Source organism: Streptomyces sp. NBC_01788, from assembly GCF_035917575.1.
Taxonomy (GTDB): Bacteria; Actinomycetota; Actinomycetes; order Streptomycetales; family Streptomycetaceae; genus Streptomyces.
This window is the reverse complement of record NZ_CP109090.1, coordinates 2545551-2571598: the sequence shown is the minus strand read 5'-3', so window position 1 is coordinate 2571598 and position 26048 is coordinate 2545551. Positions and strand designations below refer to the sequence as shown.

At 73.8% G+C, this 26048-nt stretch carries 24 protein-coding genes, 1 pseudogene and 1 riboswitch; of the genes and pseudogenes, 8 read left to right on the top strand and 17 right to left on the bottom strand.

Features of this window, described 5'->3' with window-relative positions; genetic code table 11:
- Positions 1–133 precede the first annotated feature (133 nt).
- The 6 genes from OIE49_RS11850 to OIE49_RS11825 form a co-directional block, all read right to left on the bottom strand.
- Entirely contained in the window at positions 134–1021 is an 888-nt protein-coding gene (locus OIE49_RS11850; protein WP_326802280.1) for an ECF transporter S component, read from the bottom strand.
- On the bottom strand, positions 1018–2715 hold the full coding sequence (locus OIE49_RS11845; protein ID WP_326802279.1) for an ABC transporter ATP-binding protein: 1698 nt from the start codon (positions 2713–2715) through the stop codon (positions 1018–1020). The genes OIE49_RS11850 and OIE49_RS11845 overlap by 4 nt, the downstream gene beginning before the upstream one ends.
- Complete coding sequence (locus OIE49_RS11840) at positions 2712–3848, bottom strand: CbiQ family ECF transporter T component (protein WP_326802278.1); 1137 nt, start codon at positions 3846–3848, stop codon at positions 2712–2714. The genes OIE49_RS11845 and OIE49_RS11840 overlap by 4 nt, the downstream gene beginning before the upstream one ends.
- Complete coding sequence (locus OIE49_RS11835) at positions 3841–4482, bottom strand: SCO2322 family protein (RefSeq protein ID WP_326802277.1); 642 nt, start codon at positions 4480–4482, stop codon at positions 3841–3843. Before OIE49_RS11835 ends, OIE49_RS11840 begins: the two co-directional genes overlap by 8 nt.
- A complete protein-coding gene (locus OIE49_RS11830; protein WP_326802276.1) occupies positions 4479–5702 on the bottom strand; it encodes a prenyltransferase/squalene oxidase repeat-containing protein in 1224 nt (407 codons plus the stop codon). The genes OIE49_RS11835 and OIE49_RS11830 overlap by 4 nt, the downstream gene beginning before the upstream one ends.
- Before the next feature lie 130 nt (positions 5703–5832).
- A riboswitch (cobalamin riboswitch) is annotated at positions 5833–5905 on the bottom strand.
- Between the two features lie 335 nt (positions 5906–6240).
- Positions 6241–6864, bottom strand: coding sequence for a TetR family transcriptional regulator (locus OIE49_RS11825; protein WP_100567040.1), 624 nt, complete (start codon positions 6862–6864; stop codon positions 6241–6243).
- 207 nt (positions 6865–7071) lie between these two features.
- Here OIE49_RS11825 and OIE49_RS11820 point away from each other — a divergent pair, with 207 nt between their 5' ends.
- The 3 genes from OIE49_RS11820 to OIE49_RS11810 are packed head-to-tail and all read left to right on the top strand — an operon-like array spanning position 7072 to position 10306.
- A complete protein-coding gene (locus OIE49_RS11820; protein ID WP_326802275.1) occupies positions 7072–8490 on the top strand; it encodes a glycosyltransferase family 4 protein in 1419 nt (472 codons plus the stop codon).
- Positions 8484–9236: a class I SAM-dependent methyltransferase gene (locus OIE49_RS11815; protein ID WP_326802274.1), complete on the top strand. Its 753-nt coding sequence runs from the start codon at positions 8484–8486 to the stop codon at positions 9234–9236. The genes OIE49_RS11820 and OIE49_RS11815 overlap by 7 nt, the downstream gene beginning before the upstream one ends.
- Positions 9233–10306 (top strand): prenyltransferase/squalene oxidase repeat-containing protein, encoded by a 1074-nt coding sequence (locus tag OIE49_RS11810; protein WP_326802273.1) that lies wholly within the window; start codon positions 9233–9235, stop codon positions 10304–10306. Before OIE49_RS11815 ends, OIE49_RS11810 begins: the two co-directional genes overlap by 4 nt.
- Positions 10307–10376: 70 nt before the next feature.
- Here OIE49_RS11810 and OIE49_RS11805 read toward each other — a convergent pair whose 3' ends face one another.
- The gene (locus OIE49_RS11805) at positions 10377–10670 is read right to left on the bottom strand and encodes a hypothetical protein (RefSeq protein WP_100567044.1); all 294 of its coding nucleotides are present in this window, start codon (positions 10668–10670) and stop codon (positions 10377–10379) included.
- 149 nt (positions 10671–10819) lie between these two features.
- On the opposite strand from OIE49_RS11805, the gene OIE49_RS11800 reads away from it, so the two are divergent.
- A complete protein-coding gene (locus OIE49_RS11800; protein ID WP_326802272.1) occupies positions 10820–11383 on the top strand; it encodes a hypothetical protein in 564 nt (187 codons plus the stop codon).
- Positions 11384–11493: 110 nt separating this feature from the next.
- Here the strand turns inward: OIE49_RS11800 and OIE49_RS11795 are convergent, their stop codons facing one another.
- The 4 genes from OIE49_RS11795 to OIE49_RS11780 form a co-directional block, all read right to left on the bottom strand.
- Complete coding sequence (locus tag OIE49_RS11795; protein WP_326802271.1) at positions 11494–12249, bottom strand: DUF5336 domain-containing protein; 756 nt, start codon at positions 12247–12249, stop codon at positions 11494–11496.
- A gap of 155 nt (positions 12250–12404) precedes the next feature.
- Positions 12405–13379 (bottom strand): N-acetylmuramoyl-L-alanine amidase, encoded by a 975-nt coding sequence (locus tag OIE49_RS11790; RefSeq protein WP_326802270.1) that lies wholly within the window; start codon positions 13377–13379, stop codon positions 12405–12407.
- Positions 13380–13389: 10 nt separating this feature from the next.
- Positions 13390–14052 (bottom strand): class I SAM-dependent methyltransferase, encoded by a 663-nt coding sequence (locus OIE49_RS11785; protein WP_326802269.1) that lies wholly within the window; start codon positions 14050–14052, stop codon positions 13390–13392.
- 172 nt (positions 14053–14224) lie between these two features.
- Positions 14225–15964: an MFS transporter gene (locus OIE49_RS11780; RefSeq protein ID WP_326802268.1), complete on the bottom strand. Its 1740-nt coding sequence runs from the start codon at positions 15962–15964 to the stop codon at positions 14225–14227.
- Positions 15965–16373: 409 nt separating this feature from the next.
- On the opposite strand from OIE49_RS11780, the gene OIE49_RS11775 reads away from it, so the two are divergent.
- The gene (locus OIE49_RS11775; RefSeq protein WP_326802267.1) at positions 16374–17183 is read left to right on the top strand and encodes a class I SAM-dependent methyltransferase; all 810 of its coding nucleotides are present in this window, start codon (positions 16374–16376) and stop codon (positions 17181–17183) included.
- 246 nt (positions 17184–17429) lie between these two features.
- On the opposite strand, the gene OIE49_RS11770 is transcribed toward OIE49_RS11775, so the two are convergent.
- The 4 genes from OIE49_RS11770 to OIE49_RS11755 are packed head-to-tail and all read right to left on the bottom strand — an operon-like array spanning position 17430 to position 21026.
- Positions 17430–18071 carry a response regulator transcription factor gene (locus tag OIE49_RS11770; RefSeq protein WP_326802266.1) on the bottom strand — a complete coding sequence of 214 codons (642 nt, stop codon included), beginning with the start codon at positions 18069–18071 and terminating at the stop codon, positions 17430–17432.
- Positions 18072–18120: 49 nt separating this feature from the next.
- The gene (locus tag OIE49_RS11765; RefSeq protein WP_326802265.1) at positions 18121–19344 is read right to left on the bottom strand and encodes a sensor histidine kinase; all 1224 of its coding nucleotides are present in this window, start codon (positions 19342–19344) and stop codon (positions 18121–18123) included.
- A 15-nt stretch (positions 19345–19359) separates the two neighbouring features.
- On the bottom strand, positions 19360–20079 hold the full coding sequence (locus tag OIE49_RS11760; protein WP_326806196.1) for an ABC transporter permease: 720 nt from the start codon (positions 20077–20079) through the stop codon (positions 19360–19362).
- An 8-nt stretch (positions 20080–20087) separates the two neighbouring features.
- Positions 20088–21026 carry an ABC transporter ATP-binding protein gene (locus OIE49_RS11755; protein WP_326802264.1) on the bottom strand — a complete coding sequence of 313 codons (939 nt, stop codon included), beginning with the start codon at positions 21024–21026 and terminating at the stop codon, positions 20088–20090.
- Positions 21027–21183: 157 nt separating this feature from the next.
- On the opposite strand from OIE49_RS11755, the gene OIE49_RS11750 reads away from it, so the two are divergent.
- Positions 21184–22095, top strand: coding sequence for a MaoC/PaaZ C-terminal domain-containing protein (locus OIE49_RS11750; protein WP_326802263.1), 912 nt, complete (start codon positions 21184–21186; stop codon positions 22093–22095).
- A 29-nt stretch (positions 22096–22124) separates the two neighbouring features.
- Here the strand turns inward: OIE49_RS11750 and OIE49_RS11745 are convergent, their stop codons facing one another.
- On the bottom strand, positions 22125–22280 hold the full coding sequence (locus tag OIE49_RS11745; protein WP_199836498.1) for a hypothetical protein: 156 nt from the start codon (positions 22278–22280) through the stop codon (positions 22125–22127).
- An 858-nt stretch (positions 22281–23138) separates the two neighbouring features.
- Positions 23139–24227: pseudogene (locus OIE49_RS11740) on the bottom strand (hypothetical protein); the annotation flags it as partial.
- A 197-nt stretch (positions 24228–24424) separates the two neighbouring features.
- Between OIE49_RS11740 and OIE49_RS11735 the strand changes: the two are divergent.
- The gene (locus OIE49_RS11735; RefSeq protein ID WP_326802262.1) at positions 24425–25294 is read left to right on the top strand and encodes a Nif3-like dinuclear metal center hexameric protein; all 870 of its coding nucleotides are present in this window, start codon (positions 24425–24427) and stop codon (positions 25292–25294) included.
- Positions 25291–26034, top strand: a complete 744-nt coding sequence (locus tag OIE49_RS11730) for a zinc ribbon domain-containing protein (RefSeq protein WP_326806195.1) — start codon at positions 25291–25293, stop codon at positions 26032–26034. Before OIE49_RS11735 ends, OIE49_RS11730 begins: the two co-directional genes overlap by 4 nt.
- Positions 26035–26048: the final 14 nt, after the last annotated feature.

The window sequence follows — 26048 nt, the reverse complement described above, 5'->3', positions numbered from 1 at the left end:
GTGCTCCGTATGGGTGTGAGCGAGCTCTCAACGCGCAGGTCAGGGCCGTGAACGCGCGTATGTGCCAGACCGGGCGGGCAACGGCCCGGACTCGTGGGCGACCCAGCTCATGCGGGCGGTCCCGCCGGGCGTGTCACGGCGAGGGTGCGTCGAAGGTGACCGGGGCCTCGAAGGCGGCCCGGCGGGTGGCCCGGCGCAGCGCCCGCAGGACGGCGTGGCCGAGTACGAGGGTCAGGACCACGGTGACCGAGGCCCGGCCCAGGTCCCAGCCGAGCGAGGTGGCCAGGCAGTACGCCACGAACCGGGCCAGGTTGGCGGCGATGTCCGCGTGCGGGTCGAAGGCGATGGAGGAGGCGAGGGTGCCCATGAAGGGCCAGCCCGCGAGGTTCATGACGGTGCCGTAGGCGAAGGCGGCCAGAAAGCCGTAGAGCGCGAGCAGCAGCAGTTCCGCGCGTCCGCGCAGCCGGTCCGGGCCCGGCAGCAGCCCCGCGCCCATGGTGAACCAGCCCATGGCGAGCATCTGGAACGGCATCCACGGGCCCACCCCGCCGGTGAGCAGCGCGGAGGCGAACATCGTCACCGAGCCGAGGACGAACCCGAAGCCCGGCCCGAGCACCCGCCCGCTCAGCACCATGAGGAAGAACATGGGCTCGATTCCGGCCGTCCCGGCGCCGATCGGGCGCAGCGCGGCCCCGGTCGCGGCCAGCACGCCGAGCATGGCGACGGCCTTCGGGCCGAGGCCGGACTCCGAGATCGTCGCGGTGACGACGGCGACGAGCAGCACGAGCAGACCCGCGAACAGCCAGGGCGCGTCCTGCGCGTGCGCGCTGAGCTGTGAGGCGGGCGGGGCGAGGAACGGCCAGCCGAACGCGGCCACACCGACCGCGCTGACCAGGGCGAGCGCGGCGAGGGACCGGGGGCCGAGACGGACGGGCCGCACCCGGGGACGGGGCTTCGCGCCGGCCGGGCGTACCTTCTCCTCGGCGGGACGGGTCTTCGCGTCGGCGGGGCGGGCCGTCATGCCAGCGCCTCGCGGACCTGGGTGGCGGTGAGCCACCGCTGCGGGGCGAGGATCTTGGTGACCTGCGGGGCGAAGGAGGGTGAGGACACCACCACTTCGGCCGTCGGACCGTCGGCGATCACCTCGCCCTCGGCGAGCAGCACGACCCGGTGGGCGAGTTCGGCGGCCAGTTCGACGTCGTGCGTGGCGAGCACGATGGCGTGTCCCTCGGCGGCGAGCGCGCGCAGCAGGGCGACCAGACGGGTCTTGGCGCCGTAGTCGAGGCCGCGGGTCGGCTCGTCGAGCAGCAGCAGGGGCGGGCGGGCGGCGAGCACGACGGCGAGCGCGAGCGCGAGGCGCTGGCCCTCCGACAGGTCGCGGGGGTGGGTGTCGTCGCCGACGCCGGGCAGCAGCTCGCGGACCAGGTCGCGGCAGGTGCCGGGCGCGGCCTGCGCGTCCTGGTCGGCGGCCGCGCACTCGGCGGCGACCGTGTCGGCGTACAGCAGGTCGCGCGGCTCCTGCGGGACGAGCCCGACCCGGCGCACCAGTTCGCGGGGCGTGGTGCGGTGCGGGACGGCGCCGCCGACCCGGACCCGCCCGGCGGACGGCTGGACCAGGCCGACGAGCGAGCCGAGCAGCGTGGACTTCCCGGCGCCGTTGCGGCCCATGAGGGCGACGGTCTCGCCGGGTGCGAAGGACAGGTCGACGTTCCGCAGGGCCTGGACACCCGCGCGCCGGACGCCGAGGGAGTGGACCTCGGCCACGGGCGCGCCCGCCGGGACGGGCTCGGCGGCGGGGGCGCGGCGCAGCCGCCACCGGGGCGCCGGACGGGGCTCCGAACGGGGCGCGGGGGCCGGGAGGCTCGTATCCGGTGCCGTCCCGGGGCGTGCGGGCTCCCGGCCGTCCAGCCGCTGCCGCAGGTCCGTGGCCCGGCGGCGGGCGTCGCGGACGGTGAGCGGCAGCGGGGACCAGCCCGCGAGGCGGCCCAGGTCCACCACCGGCGGATACACCGGGGAGACGGCCATGACGTCCGCGGGGGGCCCGAGCAGCGGGGCGGCGCCCGGGGCGGGCAGCAGGACGACCTGGTCGGCGTACTGGACGACCCGCTCCAGGCGGTGCTCGGCCATGAGGACCGTCGTGCCGAGGTCGTGCACGAGCCGCTGGAGGACGGCGAGGACCTCCTCGGCGGCGGCCGGGTCGAGCGCCGAGGTCGGCTCGTCCAGGACGAGGACCTTCGGGTGCGGGGTGAGGACCGAGCCGATCGCGACCCGCTGCTGCTGGCCGCCGGACAGGGTGGCGATGGCGCGGTCGCGCAGGCCGGCCAGGCCCAGCAGGTCCAGGGTCTCCTCCACGCGCCGCCGCATCACGTCCGGGGCCAGGCCCAGCGACTCCATGCCGTAGGCGAGTTCGTCCTCCACGGTGTCCGTGACGAAGTGCGACAGCGGGTCCTGCCCGACGGTGCCGACGACGTCGGCGAGTTCGCGCGGCTTGTGGGTGCGGGTGTCCCGGCCGGCCACGGTGACCCGGCCGCGCAGGGTGCCGCCGGTGAAGTGCGGCACCAGTCCGCTGACCGCGCCCAGCACGGTGGACTTCCCGACGCCCGACGGGCCGACGAGGAGGACGAGTTCACCCTCGGGCACCTCGAAGTCGACGCCGCGGACGGTGGGTTCCACCGCCCCGTCGTAGGTGACGGAGACATCCTCGAAGCGGATCACGACGGCTCCTTGGGGGCGGGACTCGCGGGTGCGGCGAACGCGGGGGCCAGACCGAGGAGTACGGCGGCGGCGGGCCACAGGGGAAGAGTGGGCGCGACGAGCGGGACCACGCCCGGGTGCAGGGCCTGGGGGTCGCGGGCGGCGGCGAGCGCCAGCAGGGCCGCGACCAGCGCGCCCGACCCGGCGACCAGGCAGGAGCGCGCGTTCCAGGAGTCCGGGCGGTAGCGGGTGCGCGGGGAGCGGCGCCCGCCGAGCCACAGTCCGGCCAGGGCGGCGGCGACCCCGGTGAGCAGCACCGGCAGTCCGTAGGTGCCGCCCTCGGCGGTGAGCAGCCCGTACGTCCCGGCGCAGACGCCGAGCAGACCGCCGAGCGTGAGCACGGCGGTGGTGCGGCGGACCGCGGGCGCGACCTCGGCCGCACGGCCGTAGCCGCGGGCGTCCATCGCGGCGGCGAGCGCGACGGAACGCTCCAACGCGCCCTCAAGGACCGGCAGTCCGACCTGCACCAGGCCGCGGACGCCCCGGTCGGGACGGCCCCGCAGCCGGCGCGCGGCCCGCAGGCGCCGGCCGTCGGCGACCAGGTGCGGGGCGAAGGTGAGCGCGACGACGACGGCGACCCCGGTCTCGTACAGGGCGCCGGGCAGGGACTTGAGCAGCCGGGCGGGCGCGGCGAGGGCGTTCGCCGCGCCGACGCACACCAGCAGCGTGGCCAGCTTCAGCCCGTCGTACAGGGCGAAGACGACCGCCTCGGCCGTGACCCGGCCGCCCAGGCGGATGCCCTGCGCCCAGTGCGGCAGCGGGACTTCGGGCAGGGAGACGAGCACGTGCGAGCCGGGGATGGGCGAGCCGAGCACGACGGCGAAGACCAGGCGGATGACGAGGACGGCGAGGGCGAGCCTGACGAAGGCGGTGTAGGACCGCGCGGAGGGCGTGTCGGGGCGGCAGCTCACGACGACGTAGCCGGAGACCGCCAGCAGCAGGCCGAGCAGCAGGGGATTGGTGGTGCGGGTGGCCGCGGTGCCCAGGGCCAGGGCCCACAGCCACCAGGCGCCCGCGTGGACACCGGCGGAGCCGCGGGCGGGTGCGCCGCCGGCGCGGCCCGCCCGTCCGCGGCTCCGCACGGCGTCACGCATCCCTGCGCCGCCGCGCCTGCCAGATGCCTGCCGCGGCCAGTACGACCACCACGGCACCGCCCGCGAGGAGGCCCACCGAGGGGCCCGCGTGCGGCTCGTCCTTGGCAGGCTGCTCCGTCTTGCCGGCCGCCACCTGCTCGCCGCAGCCCTTCCGCGGGTAGCCGGCGATGGCGCACAGCAGGGCGTTGGTGTCGTACCGCAGCGGTTTCGCGACGGCCGCCAGGGCCTCGGCGGTGGTCGCGTCGGACGGCACCCGGGCGCACTCCGTGCGCGGCGCCGGCGGGGTCTCGCCCGCCGGGGCGTCCGCCTGGACGCCGAAGTCGAGGACGAGTGCCACCCGCTTGCTGCCCTTCTCGGCGGGCGTCTTCGCGCAGATGGCCGCGAAGTCGGCCGTCCCGCGCGGCTTGCTCGCGTCCTGGGAGTCCTCGCTCACCGCGAAGCGCAGGCCCTGCACGTCACCGTCGGAGGGACGCGCCGTCGACGGGCCCTCGGTGGCGTACACCCACTTCCCGCCGTCGCGGTCCCAGAAGGACCAGTACCGGTAGCCGGTGGCCTGGGCCTGGCCGGCGCCGGCCACCAGCAGGAGCGCGGCGGCGAGCAGCGGTGCGCACAGCGCCCGGAGCCGGCGGGTCACAACTGCCCCTTCTTCTTCCGGCCGCTCAGCAGGAACCCGATGCCGACGCCCGCGACGGCGAAGACGCCGATGGTCCACCAGAGGCCGAAGGGGGAGCCGCTCTTCGCGGAGTCCGTGGCGTCCTTGCCCTCGGCGGCCTGGGGAGCCGGTCCGGTGGCGTTGAGCCGCTGGATCAGGTCGACACCGCCGAAGTCACGCGGGTCGGTGCCGGCCGCGCGGGCCGCGAAGACCAGCTGGGCGTAGGCGGCGGGACCGCTCTGCTTCGCCCACGCCTCGGAGTTCTTCTCCAGCCACTTCAGCGGCTTCTGCGCCTGCGCGGAACCGCCCTGCACGGCGAAGGCGACGACCGTGTCGGCGGTGTTGCCGAAGTCGGGCTGATCGGTGGCGCCGGGGAAGGAGGAGGTGAGGTGACCGTCCTTGGCGACGGCCTGCGCGAGGTACGAGGCGCCGTTGGCCGCGGCCCGGTCGGGGCTGGGCTTGCCGGAGTCCTCGCAACGGGCCGCGCCGCCCGCGTCCTTGCCCTTGCCGCCGGCCTCGGGGGCCAGGCCCTGCCCGAGCGCGGCGACGACGGCGGCCGCCGTGGCGTCGGCGTTGGCGTCGAGCTTGCCCTTCTTGTTCGGCTGGAAGGCGAAGGCGCCGGCTCCGTCACCCGAGCACGGCAGGGCGAAGGCGAGCAGGGCGTCGTAGGGGGACTTGCCGTCCTTGACGACGCTCTCCGGCTTCTGTCCGGCCGCGGCGAGCGCGCCGATCACGACCGAGGTCGAGTTGGCGTCGCTGGACCCGCCGGGCATGTATCCCCAGCCGCCGTCCTTGTTCTGCACGGACTTCAGCCAGGACACCGCCTTGCCGGCCGCCGTGTCGTGGCCGCCGAGCGCGGCGAGGGCCTGCACGGCGGCGGCGGTGCTGTTGGTGTCGACCATCACCTTGGCGTCGCAGGCCTTGCCCGGCTCGGCGCGGTAGGCCGCGAAGGAGCCGTCGGCGCACTGCTGTCCGGCCAGCCAGTCCACGCCCTTGGCGGCGGGCCGCACGCCCACGGTGTGCTGTGCGAGCAGCGCGAGGGACTGCCGCCACACGCCGTCGTACTGGGGGTCGGTCGTGCCGTAGAGCCCTGCCGGAAGGGCCGGCGAGGACGGGGCGGCGGACGTGTCAGCGACGGCGGGGGCCGCGCTGCCGATCACGACGGCGGCGGCCAGGGCCGCGGCGCTGCGGCGGAAGTTCATGATCGGCGGGTGCCTCTCCCTGTGGGGAGCCGGACAGCACGGGACACCCCGGCGGCTCGGCTCCGTATACCTCGACGGTGCGATGCGCCGGCGGATCCGCCGAGCACATGAGCCGGTCACATTCCGCCCGGGGCATTCCGGCTCGCCGCCCTCGCGGGCGGTTCACGGCTGCGGGTCAGCGCCGGATTTCCACCGGCTTCCCCCCGAACGGGTGTGATGACGACCCGGTCACTCTACCGGCCGACCGAAAAGGCCCCGAGGGGTGGCCGAAACCGGTCTCCGCCCGGCCCACGAGGAACCTGAAAAATCTTCGAATTGGGGGGTTGCATCCGGTGCGTACGGATTTATCCTGGAGATGGCCTACGAGGCGAGTGAGGGAGTTCGACCGGAGTAGCCGACTTTGGCGAGACGCTACGGCATCCGCTGGGGCCGACGTCGACGGTCGGGCTGAGAGGCCGGAAGGTAGCAGTCGGACCCGAAGGCGACCCCCATTACCTGATCCGGGCAATACCGGCGAAGGGAACCCGTCTCGTAGGTTCTATTCATGCCCCGCGTCAGGCGTGGTCAGGTCGATCAGCCGGCACGCCGTCTCTATGTCGGTCTTCGCCTGGGCGAGGGAGGCGCGGCCCGAGAGCCAGGTGATCAGGGCCGACAGCCAGGTGTGCTCGATCACGCGGATCGCCGAGAGCTGCTCGGCGGTGGGCTCCCGAAGTCCCATGGCGTCCAGGATGATCGCCGTGGTCTGCCGGGAGACCTGGTCGACCTCCGGGCTCACGCTGCGGTCCGCGAAGGTCAGCGCGCGGACCATCGCGTCCGCGAGGTGGGGATCGCGCTGGAGGGCGCCGAAGGCGCGCATCAGGGTCTCCGCCACCCGCTCACCGGCGCTCTCCCCGGCCGGCGGCTTCTTGCGCAGCGTGCCGTGCAGCCGCTCCAACTGGTCCTGCATCGTGGCGACCAGCAGGTGCACCTTGGACGGGAAGTACCGGTACAGCGTGCCCAGCGCCACCTGCGAGGACTCCGCGACCTCCCGCATCTGCACGGCGTCGAAGCCGCCCCGGGCGGCCAGTTGGGCGCTCGCGCGCAGGATGCGTCGGCGGCGGGCCTCCTGCCGCTCGGTGAGGGGCGGTGAGGCCGGCCGGGAGGTGCTGGCTCGCGCAGGCATGGGTCCCGTTCCGTGACGGTCGGTGGGGGCAGGGGGCCGGACCGCGGGCATGGCGCGGGCCGTGGCGCGAATCACCCGATCCGCTGCTCACCGCGTGGCTACCTGCCGGTAGATTCGGAACCTCCTGAACGATCAAGTCTGAAACTTGTTCTAGATTAGCGTCCCGGCGTAATGTCGCGGGACAGTGCAGCCAGAAGGGGGCCCGGAGTGACCGCTGAGCCCAGTCAGGCGGGGTCCCCGGCGGACCTGGCCGCGGACGGCGAGCGACCGCTCGGCATAGCGCTCCTCACCTACAAGGGAAACCCGTTCTGCGGCGGCCAGGGCGTCTACGTACGCCACCTCTCGCGCGAACTGGCCCGCCTCGGCCACCGGGTCGAGGTGATCGCCGCCCAGCCGTACCCCGTCCTCGACACGCTCGCCGACATCGCGGGCGACGGCCACGACGGCCGGCTGCGGCTGACCGAACTGCCGAGCCTGGACCTCTACCGGCAGCCGGACCCCTTCCGCACCCCCGCGCGCGACGAGTACCGCGACTGGATCGACGCGCTGGAGGTCGCCACCATGTGGACCGGCGGCTTCCCCGAGCCGCTGACCTTCTCGTTGCGCGCCCGCCGCCATCTGCGCACCCGGCGCGGGGAGTTCGACATCGTCCACGACAACCAGACCCTGGGATACGGGCTGTTGGGGAACATCGGCGCGCCTCTGGTCACCACCATCCACCACCCCATCACCGTGGACCGGCGGTTGGAGCTGGACGCCGCCGAGGGATGGCAGCGGCGCTGGTCCCTGCGGCGCTGGTACGCCTTCACCCGCATGCAGAAGCGCGTCGCACGCAGGCTGCCCTCCGTGCTCACCGTCTCCGGCACCTCCCGCCAGGAGATCGTCGACCACCTCGGGGTACGCCAGGACCGCGTCCACGTCGTGCACATCGGCGCCGACACCGACCTGTTCTCACCCGATCCGGCCGTGCGGCAGGTGCCCGGCCGGATCGTGACCACCTCCAGCGCGGACGTGCCCCTCAAGGGGCTGGTGTTCCTCATCGAGGCGCTGGCGAAGGCGCGCACCGAACACCCCGCCGCACACCTCGTCGTCGTCGGCAAACGGCCCGAGCGGGGCCCGGTCGCGCAGGCCGTCGCACGCCACGGCCTCGAAGACGCCGTCGAGTTCGTCAAGGGCATCTCGGACGCCGAACTGGTCGACCTGGTCCGCTCCGCCGAGGTCGCCTGCGTGCCGTCGCTGTACGAGGGCTTCTCCCTGCCGGCCGCCGAGGCCATGGCCACGGGCACCCCGCTGGTCGCCACGACCGGGGGCGCCGTCCCCGAGGTCGCGGGACGCGACGGCGAGACGTGCCTCGCGGTGCCGCCGGGCGACGCCGGGGCGCTGGCCGTGGCGCTCGGCCGGCTGCTGGGAGACCCGGAGCTGCGTCTCCGGCTGGGCCGGGCCGGGCGCGAGCGGGTCCTGCGGCACTTCACCTGGGCCCGCGCCGCCGAGGGGACCGTGGCCCGGTACCGCGAGGCCCTCGCCCGCTCCCGCGCGGACAGCCCCGCAGCGGCCGCCGCCCCCGCGGGGACCGGCCCCACCACGACCGACGCCGAACTCAACCGCGAAAGCAGGGCCACGTGCTGACCGTCGACTTCTCCCGGTTCCCGCTCGCCCCGGGCGACCGCGTGCTGGACCTCGGCTGCGGCGCCGGCCGGCACGCGTTCGAGTGCTACCGGCGCGGGGCCCGGGTCGTGGCGCTGGACCGCAACGGCGAGGAGATCCGCGAGGTCGCCAAGTGGTTCGCGGCGATGAAGGAGGCCGGGGAGGCGCCGGAAGGGGCGACCGCGACCGCCATGGAGGGCGACGCGCTGGCGCTGCCCTTCCCCGACGATTCCTTCGACGTCGTCATCATCTCCGAGGTGATGGAGCACATCCCCGACGACAAGGGCGTCCTCGCCGAGATGGTCCGGGTGCTCCGGCCCGGCGGGCGGATCGCGGTCACCGTGCCGCGCTACGGCCCCGAGAAGGTCTGCTGGGCCCTGTCCGACGCCTACCACGAGGTGGAGGGCGGCCACATCCGCATCTACCGGGCCCACGAACTCCTCGCCAGAATGCGCGAGGCGGGCCTCAAGCCCTACGGCACCCACCACGCGCACGCGCTGCACTCGCCGTACTGGTGGCTGAAGTGCGCCTTCGGCGTCGACAACGACCAGGTCCTGCCGGTGCGCGCCTACCACAAGCTGCTGGTCTGGGACATCATGAAGAAGCCGCTGGCCACCCGGATGGCAGAGCAGGCGCTGAACCCGCTCATCGGCAAGAGCTTCGTGGCGTACGCGACCAAGCCGCACCTGCCCGCCACGGCCGGCCGCGCCGAGGCGGCCGCCACGTGACGACTCCCCGGACAGAACACCTCGTCCTGCCCGGGGTCCTCACCGCCGGGCAGGCCGCCGCGACCGTACGCGGCATACTCGCCGCCCAGCGGCCGGACGGGGCGATCCCCTGGTTCCGCGGGCACCACCTCGACCCGTGGGACCACGTCGAAGCGGCGATGGCCCTGGACGCGGCCGGCGAGCACGAGGCCGCCGAGCGCGCCTATGCCTGGCTCGCCCGCCACCAGCTCGACGACGGCTCCTGGTACGCGGCCTACGCGGACGGTGCGCACGACGACGTCACCGACCGCCGCCGGGAGACCAACTTCGTCGCCTACACGGCCGTAGGGGTCTGGCACCACTACCTCTCGACCGGCGACGACACCTTCCTGGACCGCATGTGGCCCGTCGTGTACGCCGCGATCGAGTTCGTGCTGCGCCTCCAGCAGCCCGGGGGGCAGATCGGCTGGAAGCGGGAGGACGACGGCACGGACACCGCGGACGCGCTGCTGACCGGGTGCTCCTCGGTCCACCACGCGCTGTGCTGCGCGCTGGCCATCGCCGAGCAGCGTGAAGAACCCCAACCCGACTGGGAGTTGGCGGTCGGCGCGCTCCGCCACGCGATCCGCGCGCACCCGGAGCGGTTCCTCGACAAGGACCGCTACTCCATGGACTGGTACTACCCGGTACTGGGCGGCGCGTTGACCGGCACGGAGGCCAAGGCGCGCATCGCGGCGGGCTGGGACCGCTTCGTGGTGCCCGGACTCGGGGTGCGCTGCGTCGTCCCCAACCCGTGGGTGACGGGCGGGGAATCGGCCGAACTCGCCCTGACGCTCTGGGCGGTGGGCGAGTCCGACCACGCCCTGTCCGTGCTCCAGTCCATCCAGCACCTGCGCGACGCGGACACCGGCCTGTACTGGACGGGCTACGTCTTCGAGGACGAGGCCGTGTGGCCCCGCGAACTGACCACGTGGACCGCCGGCTCCCTCCTCCTCGCCGTGGCCGCGCTCGGCGGCCACGAGGCCACCTGCACGGTCTTCGCGGCGGGCGACCGCCTGCCGCGCGGCCTGGAGACGGACTGCTGCGGCTGACGCGGTCCTGCCTGCGTGCCGGCTCGGCCCGGTCCGCCGTCGTCAAGTCCGTCGGCCCGGTCCGCCGTCGTCAGTGCCGGTGCATCCGGTTGGCGACGGCGTGGCCGACGAAGAGGTAGACCACGGCGGCCAGTCCGTAGCCGGCGATCACGCGGGCCCAGGGCCTGTCGAAGGTGAAGAGGTCCCGGGACCAGCCGGCCAGCCAGTCGGCCGCGCCGTGCACGAACCGGACCAGTTCGTTGGCCCGGTTGGCGTCCAGCAGGTACATCAGTATCCACAGTCCGAGGATGACGGCCATGACGTCGGCGACCACCGCGATGACCGTACCGGCGGAGTTGGGACCCGTGCGATATCGAGGGGACATGCTCTGCGTCTGCCCCGGAATCACGCGGGAAACCCGGTCCGCACACGGGGAGTGACCCGGAGGGTACCTCCGGTGCACTGTTTCGGCGCGGCCACCCGGGATCACACGGACCCCCTAAGCACCGCAGCAACATGTTCCGGGAGGACACCGTGCCCGTACCGATACGGCGCCTCGCTCTGGCGCTGACGCTCTGCTGCGCCCTGCTCGCCGGTTCCACCGGGTGGGCGGGTGCCCAGAGCACTCCGCAACACAGTCCGACGGTCGCCGTGGCGGCGGCCACGCCCCGCCCCACCACACCCGCGCAGAGGCAGCACTTCGCCAAGACGCGGTTCGTGGCGAACGCGGCGCTCGCGGCCGGGGCCACCTACGAGTGGATCGTGAAACCGTACAAGCAGGGCAAGTTCAAGAAGGGCGCCCCCCACCGCAGGGGCACCTTCGTCAAGGCGGCCCTCGCGGGCGCCTTCACCTACAACCGGCTGCGGGCCGCCGTGCGCAACGCCAAGGGCGACCCCCTGCTGTCCAAGGCGCTCGCCCCGATCAACTCGGCCATCAACGACCTGAAGGGCCTGCCCGCCAAGCTGCGCCACGGCGACACCTCGGCGGTCGGTGACTACAGCAACGTCATCAACAAGGTGAAGGGCGCCGGGAGCAGCGCGGGCGCGCCGGTCCACAACCAGATCCCGTCCCACAGGCAGCTCCTCCAGGGCTCCTAGGAGCCTTCCCGCGCTGTTCACCGACGGCCTGCCGGGGCAGGCCTCGCGCGCGGCACGGCAACGGCCCCCCGCCCGTGAGGGCGAGGGGCCGGCTGGTCCGGCGGGCCGGGTCAGCCGCGCTGGATGTTGGAGGTGTCCTGGAGGACACCGCGGCGGCCGTCCTGCATCTCGGCCAGCAGGCCCGGACCGCGCTGCTCCACGGCCAGGTACCACACGCCCGGCGCCAGTTCGGCGATCGGCGCGGGAGAGCCGTCCTCCGCGAACAGCGGACGCGGCGCCGGCACGGCGAACCAGAACGGCGAGAAGCCGGCCGCGGGCTGCGGGCTCTGCTGCGGCTGGCCGCCGAACGGCCCGCCCTGCTGGGGCTGACCCTGCTGCGGCTGACCGCCGAACGGCTGCTGCGCGCCCGGGTAGCCGTACCCGTTCTGCGGCTGCGCGCCGTAGGGCTGCGGCGCGGCCGGTCCGGGGGCGGCCACCAGGGCGGCCTGGAGAGCCGGGACCAGCGGGGTGGCGACGGCGCCGACGGCCAGGACGAGGGCCGCGATGAAGCCGAGGATCAGGCCGGAGCCCGCGCTGTAGGCGTTCACCAGGCTCCAGAACATGATCCAGGCCACCAGGACCGTGAACGCCACTCCCACCGCGCCCAGGTCCAGGCCCGCCACCTTGCGGGGCTGCGGCAGACTCCGGTTGACGACGATCAGCGCGGCGCCGATCACCCCGCCCATGTAGACGCCGAAGCCCAGACCGAGGTTGTCCCAGGCATTGAGGGTGTAGCCCGAGCCGGTGTGGAGGAACGACGCGATGAACAGCAACACCGCTGCTCCGATCACCACGCCGTCGCCCCGAGTGAGGGAGCGGATATTCACGTCAGGTCCTTCTGGTTCGTCGTCTCGTCGGTGGAGGCGTCGCTGTCACCGTCCCGCCGTCGGGCAGGGGTGCGAAAGCGCGGGGGTGGCACCTCATCGTACGGGTGACACTATCGCCCGTACGGCCGCGATGTCCGCCGGGATGAGGGCCCTGATCACGACCCGCGCAGGAAACTCACGATTCCCTCAGAGATTCCCTGGGCCGCCTTCTGCCGCCAGGCGCCGCTGGTGAGTGAGGCGGCGTCCTTGCTGTCGCGCATGTTGCCGCACTCGATGAACACCTTGGGAACCGTCGACAGATTGAGGCCGCCCAGGTCCTTCCGTGTGACGAGTCCGGTGCCGCCGCCGAGGTAGTTGGACGGCGCCTCGCCCGTCACCCGCACGAAGTTGCCCGCGATGCGCTCGCCCAGGTCACGGGAGGCGGAGACGATCGGGCGGGTGTCGGCGGAGCCGGAGTGCACGGTCCCAGGCAGGATGACGTGGAAGCCGCGGTCGCCGGACGCCGCGCCGTCGGCGTGGATCGAGACGACGGCGTCCGCGTGCGCGTCGTTGCCGATCCGGGCGCGCTCGTCGACACACGGGCCCCAGGCCGGTGCATCGCCGTCGTGGGTCAGCTTCACGGTGGCGCCCTGCGCCTCGAGCAGCGCGCGCAGCCGGTGGGCCACGTCCAGCGTGAACCGGGCCTCGGAGTAACCGGCGTTCGTGGACGTGCCGGTGGTGTCGCACTCCTTGCGGTTGGTGCCGATGTCCACCGGGCGGTTGATCTCCGCGGTGTGCCGGAAGTTGCCCGGGTTGTGGCCCGGGTCGACGACCACGACCTTGCCCTTGAGCGGGCCGGAGGCGGCGGGCGCCGAGGGCTTCCGCGTGGGGGAGGAGCCGCCCCCCTTGTCGTCCTGTCCGGGGTACGAGGGCAGGAGCGGCCCCTCGGACCCCGAGGGGGAGGCGGAGCCGGACGCCGACGGCGGGGCCGCCGCGTCCGAGCCTCCGGGGTCGCCCACCGCCTCGTACACCAGCCAGCCCAGCAGGGCGCCGGGCACCAGTGCCGCGAGGGAGACGGTCAGCAGCCCCCGGCGCAGGCGGCCGGGGCGCTCGGGCTGCGGGACATCGAAGTCGGGGCCTTGGTACGACACGTCTGCGACTCTAACGGCGGTCGCGGGCGGCTGCTTCCGATCGCCGCAGGACCCGCAGCGATCCGGTCGCCGACACCTCGGTGAACCCGCCCGACTCCAGGGCGCGGAGGTACACGCGGTACGGGGCCTGCCCGGTGAACTCGTCCGCGGGATCCGGGAACACGTCGTGGATCACCAGCAGCCCGCCCTCGGCCAGGTGCGGCGCCCACCCCTCGTAGTCGGCGCCGGCGTGCTCGTCGGTGTGGCCGCCGTCGACGAAGACCAGGCCGAGCGGGGTGTTCCACAGGGCGGCGATCTGCGGCGAGCGGCCGACGAGCGCCACCACGTGGTCCTCCAGGCCCGCCCGGTGCAGGGTCCTGCGGAACGTGGGGAGCGTGTCCATCAGCCCGATCTCGGGGTCGACCGTCTCCGGGTCGTGGTACTCCCAGCCGGGCTGCTGCTCCTCGCTGCCGCGGTGGTGGTCCACGGTGAGCGCGGTGACCCCGGCCCGCCGGGCCGCGTCGGCGAGCAGGATCGTGGAGCGCCCGCAGTACGTGCCGACCTCGAGGAGCGGCAGCCCGAGCCGCCCGGCCGTCACGGCCGCCGCGTACAGCGCCAGCCCCTCGTCGGTGGGCATGAACCCCTTCGCCGCCTCGAACGCGGCGAGGATCGGGGGTTCGGGTGCCACGGGCATGGGGGTCCTTCCGGTCGGTCGTCTCGGTCGCTCGTCCTGGTGGGGCGTCCCGGTCGGTCGTCCTGGCCGGTCGTCCTGGTCGTGCGTCCTTGCAGGCCGCCATGCTGCCGCACCCCCGGCCGCGCGGGCGACGGGGGGTGCGGGGATGCGTCTCACGGGCGTGCGTCTCGTCTCAGGCGGTGACCGACTCGCCCGGCAGGGGCAGATCCAGGTCGACCGGGTGGTCCTCGCCGGTGTGGTTCGCCGCGCTGGCGAGCGGGCCGTGCCCGGCGGCGCGGGCGGCCAGGACGTACGGGCCCCGGGCCGGGACCGCGAGGGTGTAACTGCCGTCCTCGGCGGAGAGCGTGGCGCCCGCCTGACGGCCGCGGCGGTCGATCAGCGTGACCTTGGCGCGGGCGACCGGGGCGCCGCCCGCGTCCAGGACCCGGCCGCGGAAACCGCGCAGGACCGCCTCGGCCCGCGCCAGGTTGGCGTCCTCCTCGCTGCTCGCCCGCAGTCGCGGCCCCGACGACAGGTTCGGCCGGGGCAGGCACAGGGCCAGCGCCAGGCCCACGACGACGGCGGCCGTGGCGATCAGGAAGGACACGCGGAAGCCGTGCATGGACGGGACCGCGAGACCGCCGGTGTGATGCGCGGTGTTGGCCAGCACCATGCCGATCACGGCGCTGGACACCGAGGTGCCGATGGACCGCATCAGGGTGTTGAGGCCGTTGGCCGCGCCCGTCTCGGAGGCCGGGACCGCGCCGACGATCAGCGCGGGCAGCGAGGAGTACGCCAGTCCGATGCCGGCGCCCAGGACCACCGAGACGACGACGGTCTGCCAGGCCGCGTTCATCAGGCCGAGGCCGGCGGCGTAGCCGACCGCGATGATCAGCAGGCCGATGATCAGGGTGAGCTTCGGGCCGTAGCGGGCGGAGAGGCGGGCGTAGACCGGCGCGGTGAACATCATGGTCAGGCCCAGCGGCGCCACGCACAGACCGGCGACCACCATCGACTGCCCGAGCCCGTAGCCGGTGGCGGTGGGGAGCTGGAGCAGCTGGGGCAGGACGAGGGAGACGACGTAGAAGCTGACGCCGACCATGATCGAGGCGAGGTTGGTCAGCAGCACCTCGCGGCGGGCGGTGGTGCGCAGGTCGACCAGCGGGGCCGCGACGCGCAGCTCCATCAGGCCCCACAGCAGCAGGACGGCGACGGCCGCGGCGAACAGGCCGAGCGTGGTGGGCGACGACCAGCCCCAGTCGCTGCCCTTCGTGACGGGCAGCAGGAGCAGGACCAGGCCGCCGGCCAGGCCCAGCGCGCCCGGCAGGTCGAAGGAGCCCTCGGCGCGCGCGGGGGACTCCCGTACGACGAGGAGGGTGAGGCCGATGGAGAGGACGCCGAGGCCGGCGGCGCCGTAGAAGAGGGTGTGCCAGTCGGCGTGCTGGGCGACCATGGCCGCGGCGGGCAGGGCGAGTCCGCCGCCGACGCCGATCGAGGAGCTCATCAGCGCCATGGCGGAGCCGAGTCGCTCGCGCGGCAGCATGTCCCGCATCAGGCCGATGCCGAGCGGGATCGCCCCCATCGCGAAGCCCTGGAGCGTACGGCCCGCGATCATGGGCAGCAGGGCCGAGGTGAACGCGCTGACCAGCGCGCCGACCACCATCACGGAGAGGCTGGCGATCAGCATGCGGCGCTTGCCGTACAGGTCGCCGAGGCGGCCCATGATCGGCGTGGCCACCGCGCCGGACAGGAGAGTGGAGGTCAGGACCCAGGTGGCGTCGCTGGGCGAGGTGTCGAGGAGTTGCGGCAGGTCCTTGATGACCGGGACGAGCAGGGTCTGCATCACCGCGACGACGATCCCCGCGAAGGCGAGCACCGGGACGACGGCCCCGCTCGCACTCCGCTCGGTCCGTCCGGTCGTCGTGAGCGTCATCGAGTGGGGCCTCCGGGCCGTGAGAGGTGGAGCGTGCGGTCATCCGTGCGGATCGAGCGCAGGGTCAACCCCGTCGACCGAGGCAACTATTCCGATGCTTTGGCGTACTAACGAATTCTTGACCGTTCCGTGAGGTTCTGAACGCCGGTCAGACGGGCGGTGGGCCGGGGGAGTGGAGGCGGAAAAAGCGGGGCCGGCCCGGCGCTGGAAGCCCTTCTCACGGTTCTGGGCGGGGGCGTGGGCGGAGTTTGGTGCCGGGCCGGGGGCGTGTCCTTCCAGTGCGCGCCATGGTCCCGCACCCGCCCGCACAGCGGTCCCGAAGAACCCCTCTCACCCCTGCTGACCTGGGCTTTCATGGTGATCAACCCTAGACTTGGCCCACTTCGACACGGATACGGAAGGGGGCCGTATGGAGCGGGACGTTCGCACGGTCGAGGACGTACTGGAGCTGCTGGACGGGCTGTTCGCGCCGGACGCCGACCGGTGGACCGGGGACGCGGCCGGCTGGTGGGACGGGTTCTACGCGGACCGGAACCGGCCGGTGCCGTTCTTCGCGGACAAACCTGACGAGAACCTCGTCGAGTGGCTGGATCGGGGGCTGATCGGCGGGCGCCGGGCACTGGACCTCGGATGCGGGCCGGGACGCAACGCGCTGTACCTCGCCGAGCGGGGCTTCGCGGTGGACGCGGTCGACCTGTCGCCGCAGGCCATCGCCTGGGCCAGGGAGCGGGCCCGGGAGATGGGACTCGGCGAGACGGGGGTCGAGGAGACGGGGGTCGAGGAGACGGGGGCCGAGGGGACAGGGGGCGAGGGGACAGGGGCCGGGGTGCGGTTCCTGTGCCAGGACGCCTTCGGGTCCGCCGGATCGCCGCTCACCGGCCCGTACGACCTGGTGTACGACTCCGGTTGCTTCCACCATCTGCCGCCGCACCGCCGGATCAGCCACCTGGCTCTGCTCGACCGGGTCCTGGCCCCCGGCGGCCATCTGGCCCTGACCTGTTTCGCGGCCGGAGCCATGGGCTGCGAGCTGCCGGACGCGGAGCTGTACCGCACCTCACGCCTGCACGGCGGCCTCGCCTACACGCCCGACTCGCTGCGGCGCATCTTCGCGGACCTGACGGAGGTCGAACTACGCCGGATGCGAGACCAGCCGGAGGACTCACCGCACTTCGGGGAGACGTTCCTGTGGGCGGGGCTGTTCCGGCGGGGGGCGGCGTAGCGAACGGTCAACGCGCTTGCGGACGGCGGGAGTGAGGGTGCGCGGGGGCCGCGCGGGCGGCCTGCGGTCGCGTCGTCCGGCGGTCGCGTCGTCCGGCGGTCGCGTCGTCCGGCGGTCGCGCCGTCCGGCGGTCGCGCCGTCCGGCGGCCAGGGTCGTGACCGTCGCAGCGGTCACACCGTCCGGCGGTGGCGGTCGTTCCTGGTGGCGGGATCCGTGACCGTCCCGGCGGTCGCTGCCCTCGGCGGTCACAGCCAGCCCTGGCGACGGGCCTCCCGTACGGCCTCCGTGCGGTTGCGGGTGCCGGTTTTGCCGATCGCGGCGGACAGGTAGTTGCGGACGGTGGACTCCGACAGGTGCAGCTTCGCGGCGACGTCGGCGACCGTCGCCCCGTCGGCGGAGGCCCTCAGCACGTCGCACTCGCGGGCGGTGAGCGGGCTGGGGCTGGCGCTGAGGGCGGCCGCGGCGAGCACCGGGTCGACCACCGTCTCCCCGGCGAGCACCCGGCGGACCGCCGCCGCCAGTTCCTCCACGGGCCCGTCCTTGACCAGGAAGCCCCCGGCCCCGGCCTCCATGGCCCGGCGCAGATAACCGGGCCGGCCGAAGGTGGTCAGGATCAGCACCCGGCAGTCGGGAACCCGCTCGCGCAGCTCGGCGGCGGCGTCCAGGCCGCTCATCCCCGGCAGTTCGATGTCCAGCAGCGCCACGTCGGGGCGGTGGGTCAGCGCGGCGTCCACGACGGCGTCGCCCGCCGAGACCTGGGCGACGACCTCCATGTCGTCCTCCATGCCGAGCAGCAGGGCGAGCGCGCCGCGCATCATCTGCTGGTCCTCCGCGAGGAGGAGGCGGATGCACTTGGCGGGTCGGCCGTCCCCGGTCATGTCGTCCATGGACCAAGGGTATTGACTCGCGCACCGCGGGCGTGGGCGCGTGGGCCGGTCACCTCACCGAGGAGCCGAGCCGGGCACCGCCGCTCTCCACCGTCTCTCCCGCCTCCAGAGGGACTTCGGCGGTCACCGTGAAGCCGCCGCGGGGCGAGGAACCGGCCCGCAGCGAACCGCCCGCCGCCGCGAGGCGTTCGGTCAGGCCCCGCAGACCGGTGCCGCCCACCCGGTCCACCGGGTCCGGATCCCCCGACCGTCCGGCCGACGTGCCGTCCCCGTCGTCGGTGACCGTCAGACGGGCGCGCTCGGCCGTGCCGGTGACGGTGATCTCGCAGCGCCGCGCGCCGCTGTGCCGTACGGCGTTGGTGACCGCCTCGCGCACCACCCAGCCCAGCAGCGCCTCGGCGCCCGGCGTCAGCGGCGGGCCCGACCGGCGCACCACGGGCTCGATGCCGGCGGCGGTCAGCGCCGAACGGGCCCGGTCCAGCTCCGTGCCGAGGCCGCCCTCGCGGTAGCCGGTGACCGCCTCGCGGATCTCGGTGAGCGCCTGCCGTCCGACGGACTCGATGTCGGTGATCTGCGTCAGCGCCGCCCCCATGTCGCGGGGCGCCAGCCGCCGGGCCGCCTCCGACTTCACCACGATCACCGACAGCGTGTGGCCGAGCAGGTCGTGCAGGTCCCGGGAGAAGCGCAGCCGCTCCTCCTCCACGGCGCGGCGGGCCAGCTCCTCACGGGCGGCGCGCAGTTCCCGTACGGCGTCGGACAGGCTGAGGATCACCGCCGTCACGACCGTCGACAGGAACGTGCCGTAGCCGACGTTGATGCCGTTCCAGCCCTCGCGCAGCCCGCCGACGGCCCCCGCGAACAGGCCGAGACCCACACTGATCCGGCCGAGCAGCGGCCCGCGCAGGGACGCGCCCGCGGCCAGGCCGAACAGCGGCAGGAACAGCAGCCACGTGCCGCCGTATCCGATGGCCAGTCCGCACGTCACCAGGAACAGCAGCAGCAGCGCGAGGCGGGTGGAGCGGGCTGTCCGCGTCCGCTGGTCGAAGGCGCGGAACACCACATAGATGTAGAGCGAGTTGAAGGCCAGCAGGCCCAGGCCGCCGATCCACGGGTTGGGGGTCTTGCCCTGGAAGAGGTTGGAATAGGCGCCCATTCCCATCAGCAGCCAGGGCAGCAGGGAGAAGCCGGTGGGCGGCGGCCCCGGATGCTCCTGCCCGCCCTCGCACCTCGTGCCCTGCTCCGTGCGGCAGGAGCTCCTGCGTGACCAGCTCACGTTCCGTTCCCCCGATCAGACCTTGCCGGCATGGCGGCGGTAGGACAGGACAGCGTACGAACCGAACAGCGTCAGCCAGCCCGCCAGTACGAGGATGGCACTCGCCGCCGGGACGTGGCCCTCCGTGACCGAGACTCCGAGGTCGGCGATCCCGTGCGTGGGCGTGTACGTGGACAGGGCGGCCATCCAGTGCGGGAACAGCTCGACGGGGAACCACAGGCCGCCGAGCACGGCGAGTCCCAGGTTGCACACCATGTTGACCACGCCGGTGGTCTGCGCGGTGAGCCCGTAGCCGTTGCCCAGTCCGAGCAGTGTGAACGGGACCGAGCCGAGCCACAGCAGCAGCGCCGTCGCCGCCCACTGCCACGCCGCCAGCCGTACGCCGTTGATCAGACCGCCCGCAAGGAGCACCGCGCAGATCGCGGGCAGCACGGTCACCGAGGCGGTCAGCGCCCGCCCGGCGACCACCTGGCGCGGGGTCATCGGGGTCACCCTGAGTTGCCGCAGCCAGCCGACCGTACGGTCCTCGGCGACCCCGCCGCCGGTGTTGAGGGCCGAGCCGACCGCGCCGTAGGCGGCCATGCCGACCATGGACGCGGTTCGCCAGCCCCGGTCGGCGCCGTCGCCGAGGTTGGTGAACAGCAGGTACATCATCACCGGCATCGCGATCCCGCCGATCACGAAGCCCGTGTCGCGCAGGGTGCGCCGCACTTCGAGGCGCAGGTAGTCGAGTATGTCGCGCATCACGCCGCCTCCCGTTCGCGTTCCGTGGCCGCCCGCGCGCCCGTCAGGGCCAGGAAGGCGTCGTCCAGCGAGGCCGGGGCGACCTCAATGCCGCGTACGGCACCCAGCTCGGCCAGTGCGATCACGGTCGCGTCCGGGTCGTCGGTGCGCAGCCGCGCCCGGTCCCCGCGCACCTCGAGCGACCGCACGCCGGGCAGCAGTTCCAGGCCCTCGGTGCCCCGCCCGGCCAGGTCGAAGGCGACCAGGCCCCCGCCCGCCGCGCGCCGCAGTTCCTCACCGGTGCCGTCGGCGACGAGCCGGCCGTGGTCCAGGACGAGGATGCGGTCGGCGTGGGTGTCGGCCTCCTCCAGGTAGTGCGTGGAGAACAGCACCGTGCGACCGCCGCGCGCGTAGGTACCCATCGCGTCCCAGAAGGCGTGGCGCGCCTCCACGTCCAGGGCCGCCGTCGGCTCGTCCAGCACCAGCAGCGCGGGGTTGCCGGACACCGCGACCGCGAACCGTACCCGCTGGGTCTGGCCGCCGGAGAGCCGGTCCACCCGCCGTCCGGCCAGGTGGGGGATGCCGGCCAGCTCCAGGGCGCGCGCGACGGACAGCGGCGCCGGGTACCGTCCGGCCACGAAGGTGACCAGCTCGCGGACGGTGACCCGGGGCACCGCCCGCGCGTCCTGGAGCATGGCCCCGACCAGACCGGCGCGCACCGCCCGCTCGGGCGGCCCGCCGAACAGTTCGACGCTGCCCTCGTCGGGTGCGTGCAGTCCGAGCAGCAGCGAGATCGCCGTCGACTTCCCGGCTCCGTTGAGGCCGAGCAGGGCGACCGTCTCGCCCCGCTCGATGGTGAGGTCGACGCCGTCGACCGCGCGTACGGTGCCGAAGGTCCTGACCGCCCGTGTGAGGGACACGGCACGTTTCGTCTGTGTCATGTCTACGACCTGTGTCATGTCTACGACGTTACGAACTCCCGTGCCGTGCACGGCAGATGCGCTTGTACGGACTCCGGCAGGACAAATGTCACGGCCGGCGGTTCCGGTGTGCGCGTCCGGCTGGGCGCCAGGATCCTTCACAGCCGAAGACTGCTGGACTAGATTCTGGAAGCCCATGCCCATCGACGCAGCCGAGGCCCTCGCGGCCGGACCCCGTAGCGGTGAGATCTCCTGGAGTCCCCGGGACGTCCTGCTCTACCACCTCGGCATCGGCGCGGGCCTGCCCGCCACCGACCCCGGCGAGCTGCGTTACACCCTGGAGACGCGGCTGCACGTCCTGCCGAGCTTCGCCACCGTCGCCGGCGGCGGCCCGCCCGGTGTCATCGGCGGACTGTCCATGCCCGGCGTCGACGTCGACCTCGCCCGTGTCCTGCACGGCGGCCAGTCGCTGACCGTGCACCGTCCCCTCCCCGTGGCGGGCACCGCGACCGCCACCAGCCGCATCGCCGCCGTGTACGACAAGGGCACGGCGGCCGTCCTGGTCATGCGCACGGAGGTCTCCGACGGGGACGGCCCCCTGTGGACCGGTGACGCGGAGATCTTCGTCCGGGGCGAGGGCGGCTGGGGCGGCGACCGCGGGCCCTCCGCCCGCACCGCGGCGACGGCCGGCGAGCGGGGCGGTGAGCCGGCCGGTGAGCCGGACCGCACGGTCGAACGGACGGTCCGCGAGGACCAGGCCCTTCTCTACCGCCTCAGCGGCGACTACAACCCGCTGCACGCCGACCCGGAGTTCGCCGAGCGTGTCGGCTTCGACCGGCCCATCCTGCACGGGCTGTGCACCTACGGCATGACCCTCAAGGCGGTCGTCGACACACTGCTCGGCGGTGACGTGACCCGCGTACGGTCCTGGTCCACGCGCTTCGCCGGGGTGGTGTACCCGGGCGAGACCCTGCGCGTCCGCATGTGGCGGCGGGACGGCGGGGTGCGGGTGGCGGTGAGCGCCGTCGAGCGGGAGGACGCGCCGGTGCTGACCGGCACGGTCGCCTGCGACGCCCCGGAGCGCGAAACGGCCCCGCCCGTCTGCTGACGGGCGGGGCCGCGGCGTTCGACGTGCGGTCAGGCCGCCGATTCGTTCTGCTCGGCAGGCCTGCGGTGGCGGCCGCTGGGTGCGGCCTCTCCGTCGCCCACCGAAACCGGACCCCGGTGCTTGCCGTGAGCCGCGGACTCTTCGACGTCGGCGGCGGACGGCTGGGTCGTGCTGGCGTCGCTCATCGGAAGAAATTCACCCCGTCAACAATGATCTTTCGTACAGCCCGGCGATTCTAACCGGCGTACTTGGGGTCGTACCCAGGCGACCACGCCAACCGGTACTAGTTGGCACTAGTTCGTTACAAGCCGTCCCAGGGGCGCCTGTTGAAGGGGAACGGGACGGGGGGCGGGGCTGGGCACGAAGGAGACCGGAGGGCCGGATTCCGGGGCGGGGGAGTGGCCGAAGGTGGGGTCGAAGATGGGGTGGGGGGCGGATACGGATCCGTCTTCAAGGCCGGGGGCGGGGCGAGGGCCGGGGTGCAGGCCGTGGTCCGGGCCGGGGCGCAGGCCGAGGTGAGCGGGGTCGTGCGGGCCGGCTTCGGGGGCGGGGAAGGGGCCGGATTCGGTACGGACGAGGTGCCCGGTTCCAAGGGTGGCGTGGGTTCTGGCTCTGGGGATGAGGCACTGGTGCGGGGTGGCTTCGCCTGGGGCGTCGGGCCCGCTCCCGGGCCCGAGGGGGGGCTTGGCGCCGGGCCCGGCCTCGGTTGTGAGGTGGAGTCCGGTATCGGGTCCGGCTCCGGGACTGGCCCCGGGGGTGAGGTGGGGTTCCGCCTGGGGTGCGGCTCCGGGGCCGGTGTGGTGTCCGGCTCCGAGTCCGGCGTGGCGTTCCGCATCAGGGCCGGCGTGCGGTCCGGTTCCGGGTGGGACCTGGAGCTCCGGTACGGCGGGTGGGCCGAACTCGGCCCGCTGACCGGGGCCTACGGCTGGTTCGGGGATGGCGGGCGGTCCGGGTTCGGTTCCGGGGCGCGGTCCCGGTGACGTGCCCCGGTCCGGCGCCTCGGGTGGCGCGGGGAGCGGGATGCGCGCCGCCGTCGGCTCCGCTGTCGGCCCCGGCCCCGGCCCCGGTTCCGGTCGCGGTGTTGGTGCCGACTGACTCGTCGGAGACGTCCACCGCGCCACACCGCACGGCACGGTGCTCGTGGCGTAGGGGAGACGGAGTACGCCGTCGTCGGTCCACAGGCCGGACCCGGCCAGCCAGCCCTCGGGTGCCGGAAGATGATGTACCTGACGCTCGGCGGGCCGCCACACGGCCACCCAACTGCCGGACGCGCCGTCGCACCGCAGCGCCACCCCGCACTGCTCGGGGGTGAGCACCTGCCCCGGCTGGATCGCGAACGGCGTCACCACGCAGTCCGGCAGCCGCAGACACTCCGGGAAGCGGACCGGCTGCGTGCTGCCCAGCACGCCCCAGCCCAGCCGCTGCCGCCCGGGCGAGGGCGCGTCCGAGCGGATCAGCAGCAGTCCGCTGTCGAGGTCGGCGAGCAGCAGCCGGTCATCGCTTCCGGCCGCGATCTGGAGCAGAGGCGACGTCTCGCCGCCGCGCTCCAGGTCCACCACGACCGCCTTCGTGCGCCCGCCCGTCTCCCGGTCCAGGGCCAGCATCCGCCCGGCGCGGTCCAGCCAGACCCCGCCCGAGCAGCGGCCCGGCACCTCGGCCAGGTGCTCGGGCCCGAAGGCGCCGCCCACCACCAGCCACACCGCCGATGACCGCTGGCCCACGGCGAGCGCGTAGGCCCGCTCGCCGCCGGGCGCCGGGGGCAGCAGCCGCAGCCCGGTGCCCTCGGGGCACTCGATGGCGCCGAGCGGCAGCTCACCGGTGCCCGGGCCGGTCGGGTACAGCAGTGAGAAGGTGTGCCGGCCGTCCACCAACCGCCGGATCAGCACCCGGCCGTCGTCCATCGGCAGCACCTCCGTGCCGGGCTCCTCGGGCTGGTTGGCCGGCAGCGGCACCGCGTACGGCTCGGGGCCGTCCAGTGTCCAACGCTCCGGGTACAGGGAGTCGCCGCTGCCCGCGAGCCGGGCGGCGTAGGCACCGTCCACCGTGATCGTGCAGCCCGCCCACGGGGTCCCGTCCTTCTTCTCACCGGCCTTCTCACCGGCCGCCGAAGTCTCGACAATGCAGGCTGTCATCGTTCGGTCACCTCCTGCCAGGACGGTAGTTTTCCTACGCACACCGGACGGACCGGCGGGCGGCTGCTTCACACATACGGGTGGCCGAAAAACGATTCGCCTGAGGAAACCGCGACCGATGTGCTGGACGGCCCCGGTCCGGCCGGGGGCGACGGCACCGGTTCAGCCGCGGCGAACACCCAGGTAGCCTTGCACCCGTGCCCCGTCTGTCTGAAGTCATCGCCGCGCTGGAGAACCTGTGGCCCGCCGAGCGGGCCGAGTCCTGGGACGCGGTCGGCACCGTCGTGGGCGACCCCGAGCAGGAGGTCGGCCGGGTCCTGTTCGCCGTCGACCCGGTCCAGGAGACCGTCGACGAGGCGGTGAAGCTGGGCGCCGACCTGCTGGTCACCCACCACCCGCTCTACCTGCGCGGTACGACGACCGTGGCGGCCTCCACCTTCAAGGGCCGTGTGGTGCACACCCTGATCAAGAACGACATCGCCCTGCACGTGGCCCACACCAACGCGGACACCGCCGACCCGGGCGTCTCCGACGCGCTGGCCGGCGCCCTCGACCTCAGGGTCGTACGCCCCCTGGTTTCGGACGCCACCGACCCGGAGGGCCGCCGGGGCCTCGGCCGGGTCTGCGAGCTGGACCATCCGCTGACCGTGCGCGAACTCGCGGCCCGCGCCGCCGAGCGGCTGCCCGCGACAGCGCAGGGCATCCGCGTGGCCGGCGACCCGGAGGCGGTCGTCCGCACGGTCGCCGTCAGCGGCGGCTCGGGCGACAGCCTCTTCGACGACGTACGGGCCGCGGGCGTCGACGCCTTCCTCACCGCGGACCTGCGCCATCACCCGGCCTCCGAGTTCATCGCGGAGCGCGCCCACAGTCCCCTCGCGCTGCTCGACGCGGCGCACTGGGCCACCGAGTGGCCCTGGTGCGAGCTGGCCGCCGCCCAGCTCGACGAGATCTCCGACCGGCACGGATGGGGCCTGCGCGTCCACGTCTCCACGACGGTCACCGACCCCTGGACCGCCCACGCGGCGTCCACCACCGCCACTTCTAGCGACCTGGGAGCCCCCAACTGAACGCCGCGCCCGCCGACCAGATCCGACTCCTCGACGTCCAGGCCCTCGACGTCCGCCTCCAGCAGCTCGCACACAAGCGGAAGTCGCTGCCCGAGCACGCCGAGATCGAGTCGCTGAACCGGGACCTCGCGCAGCTGCGCGACCTCCTGGTGGCCGCGCAGACCGAGGAGAGCGACTGCGCCCGCGAGCAGACCAAGGCCGAGCAGGACGTGGACCAGGTGCGCAAGCGTGCCGTCCGCGACCAGCAGCGCCTCGACTCCGGCGCGATCACCTCGCCCAAGGACCTGTCGAACCTCCAGCACGAGATCGTGTCCCTCGCCAAGCGGCAGGGCGACCTCGAGGACGTCGTCCTGGAGGTCATGGAGCGCCGCGAGTCCGCGCAGGAGCGGGTCACCGAGCTGACCGGGCGCGTCGCCTCCGTCCAGGCCAAGGTCGACGACGCGACCGCGCGCCGGGACGCGGCCTTCGAGGAGATCGACGGCGAGGTGGCCTCCGTGACGAAGGATCGCGAGGTCATCGCCGCCGCCGTGCCCGCGGACCTGATGAAGCTCTACGACAAGCTGCGCGGGCAGCAGGGCGGCATCGGCGCGGCCAAGCTGTACCAGCGCACCTGCCAGGGCTGCCGGCAGGAGCTCGCCATCACCGAGCTGAGCGAGATCCGCGCGGCCGCCCCCGACACGGTCGTCCGCTGCGAGAACTGCGGCCGCATCCTGGTGCGCACCGCCGAGTCCGGTCTGTAGCCGGGGTCGTAGTC

What these genes read in the sequence shown, in the direction of transcription:
- OIE49_RS11830 (WP_326802276.1), bottom strand. Translation starts at nt 5,702, where the DNA reads ATGAACTTCCGCCGCAGCGCCGCGGCCCTGGCCGCCGCCGTCGTGATC.
- OIE49_RS11755 (WP_326802264.1), bottom strand. Translation starts at nt 21,026, where the DNA reads ATGACACAGGTCGTAGACATGACACAGACGAAACGTGCCGTGTCCCTC.
- OIE49_RS11805 (WP_100567044.1), bottom strand. Translation starts at nt 10,670, where the DNA reads ATGTCCCCTCGATATCGCACGGGTCCCAACTCCGCCGGTACGGTCATC.
- OIE49_RS11750 (WP_326802263.1), top strand. Translation starts at nt 21,184, where the DNA reads ATGCCCATCGACGCAGCCGAGGCCCTCGCGGCCGGACCCCGTAGCGGT.
- OIE49_RS11840 (WP_326802278.1), bottom strand. Translation starts at nt 3,848, where the DNA reads ATGCGTGACGCCGTGCGGAGCCGCGGACGGGCGGGCCGCGCCGGCGGC.
- OIE49_RS11745 (WP_199836498.1), bottom strand. Translation starts at nt 22,280, where the DNA reads ATGAGCGACGCCAGCACGACCCAGCCGTCCGCCGCCGACGTCGAAGAG.
- OIE49_RS11825 (WP_100567040.1), bottom strand. Translation starts at nt 6,864, where the DNA reads ATGCCTGCGCGAGCCAGCACCTCCCGGCCGGCCTCACCGCCCCTCACC.
- OIE49_RS11785 (WP_326802269.1), bottom strand. Translation starts at nt 14,052, where the DNA reads ATGCCCGTGGCACCCGAACCCCCGATCCTCGCCGCGTTCGAGGCGGCG.
- OIE49_RS11770 (WP_326802266.1), bottom strand. Translation starts at nt 18,071, where the DNA reads ATGGACGACATGACCGGGGACGGCCGACCCGCCAAGTGCATCCGCCTC.
- OIE49_RS11780 (WP_326802268.1), bottom strand. Translation starts at nt 15,964, where the DNA reads ATGACGCTCACGACGACCGGACGGACCGAGCGGAGTGCGAGCGGGGCC.
- OIE49_RS11775 (WP_326802267.1), top strand. Translation starts at nt 16,374, where the DNA reads ATGGAGCGGGACGTTCGCACGGTCGAGGACGTACTGGAGCTGCTGGAC.
- OIE49_RS11850 (WP_326802280.1), bottom strand. Translation starts at nt 1,021, where the DNA reads ATGACGGCCCGCCCCGCCGACGCGAAGACCCGTCCCGCCGAGGAGAAG.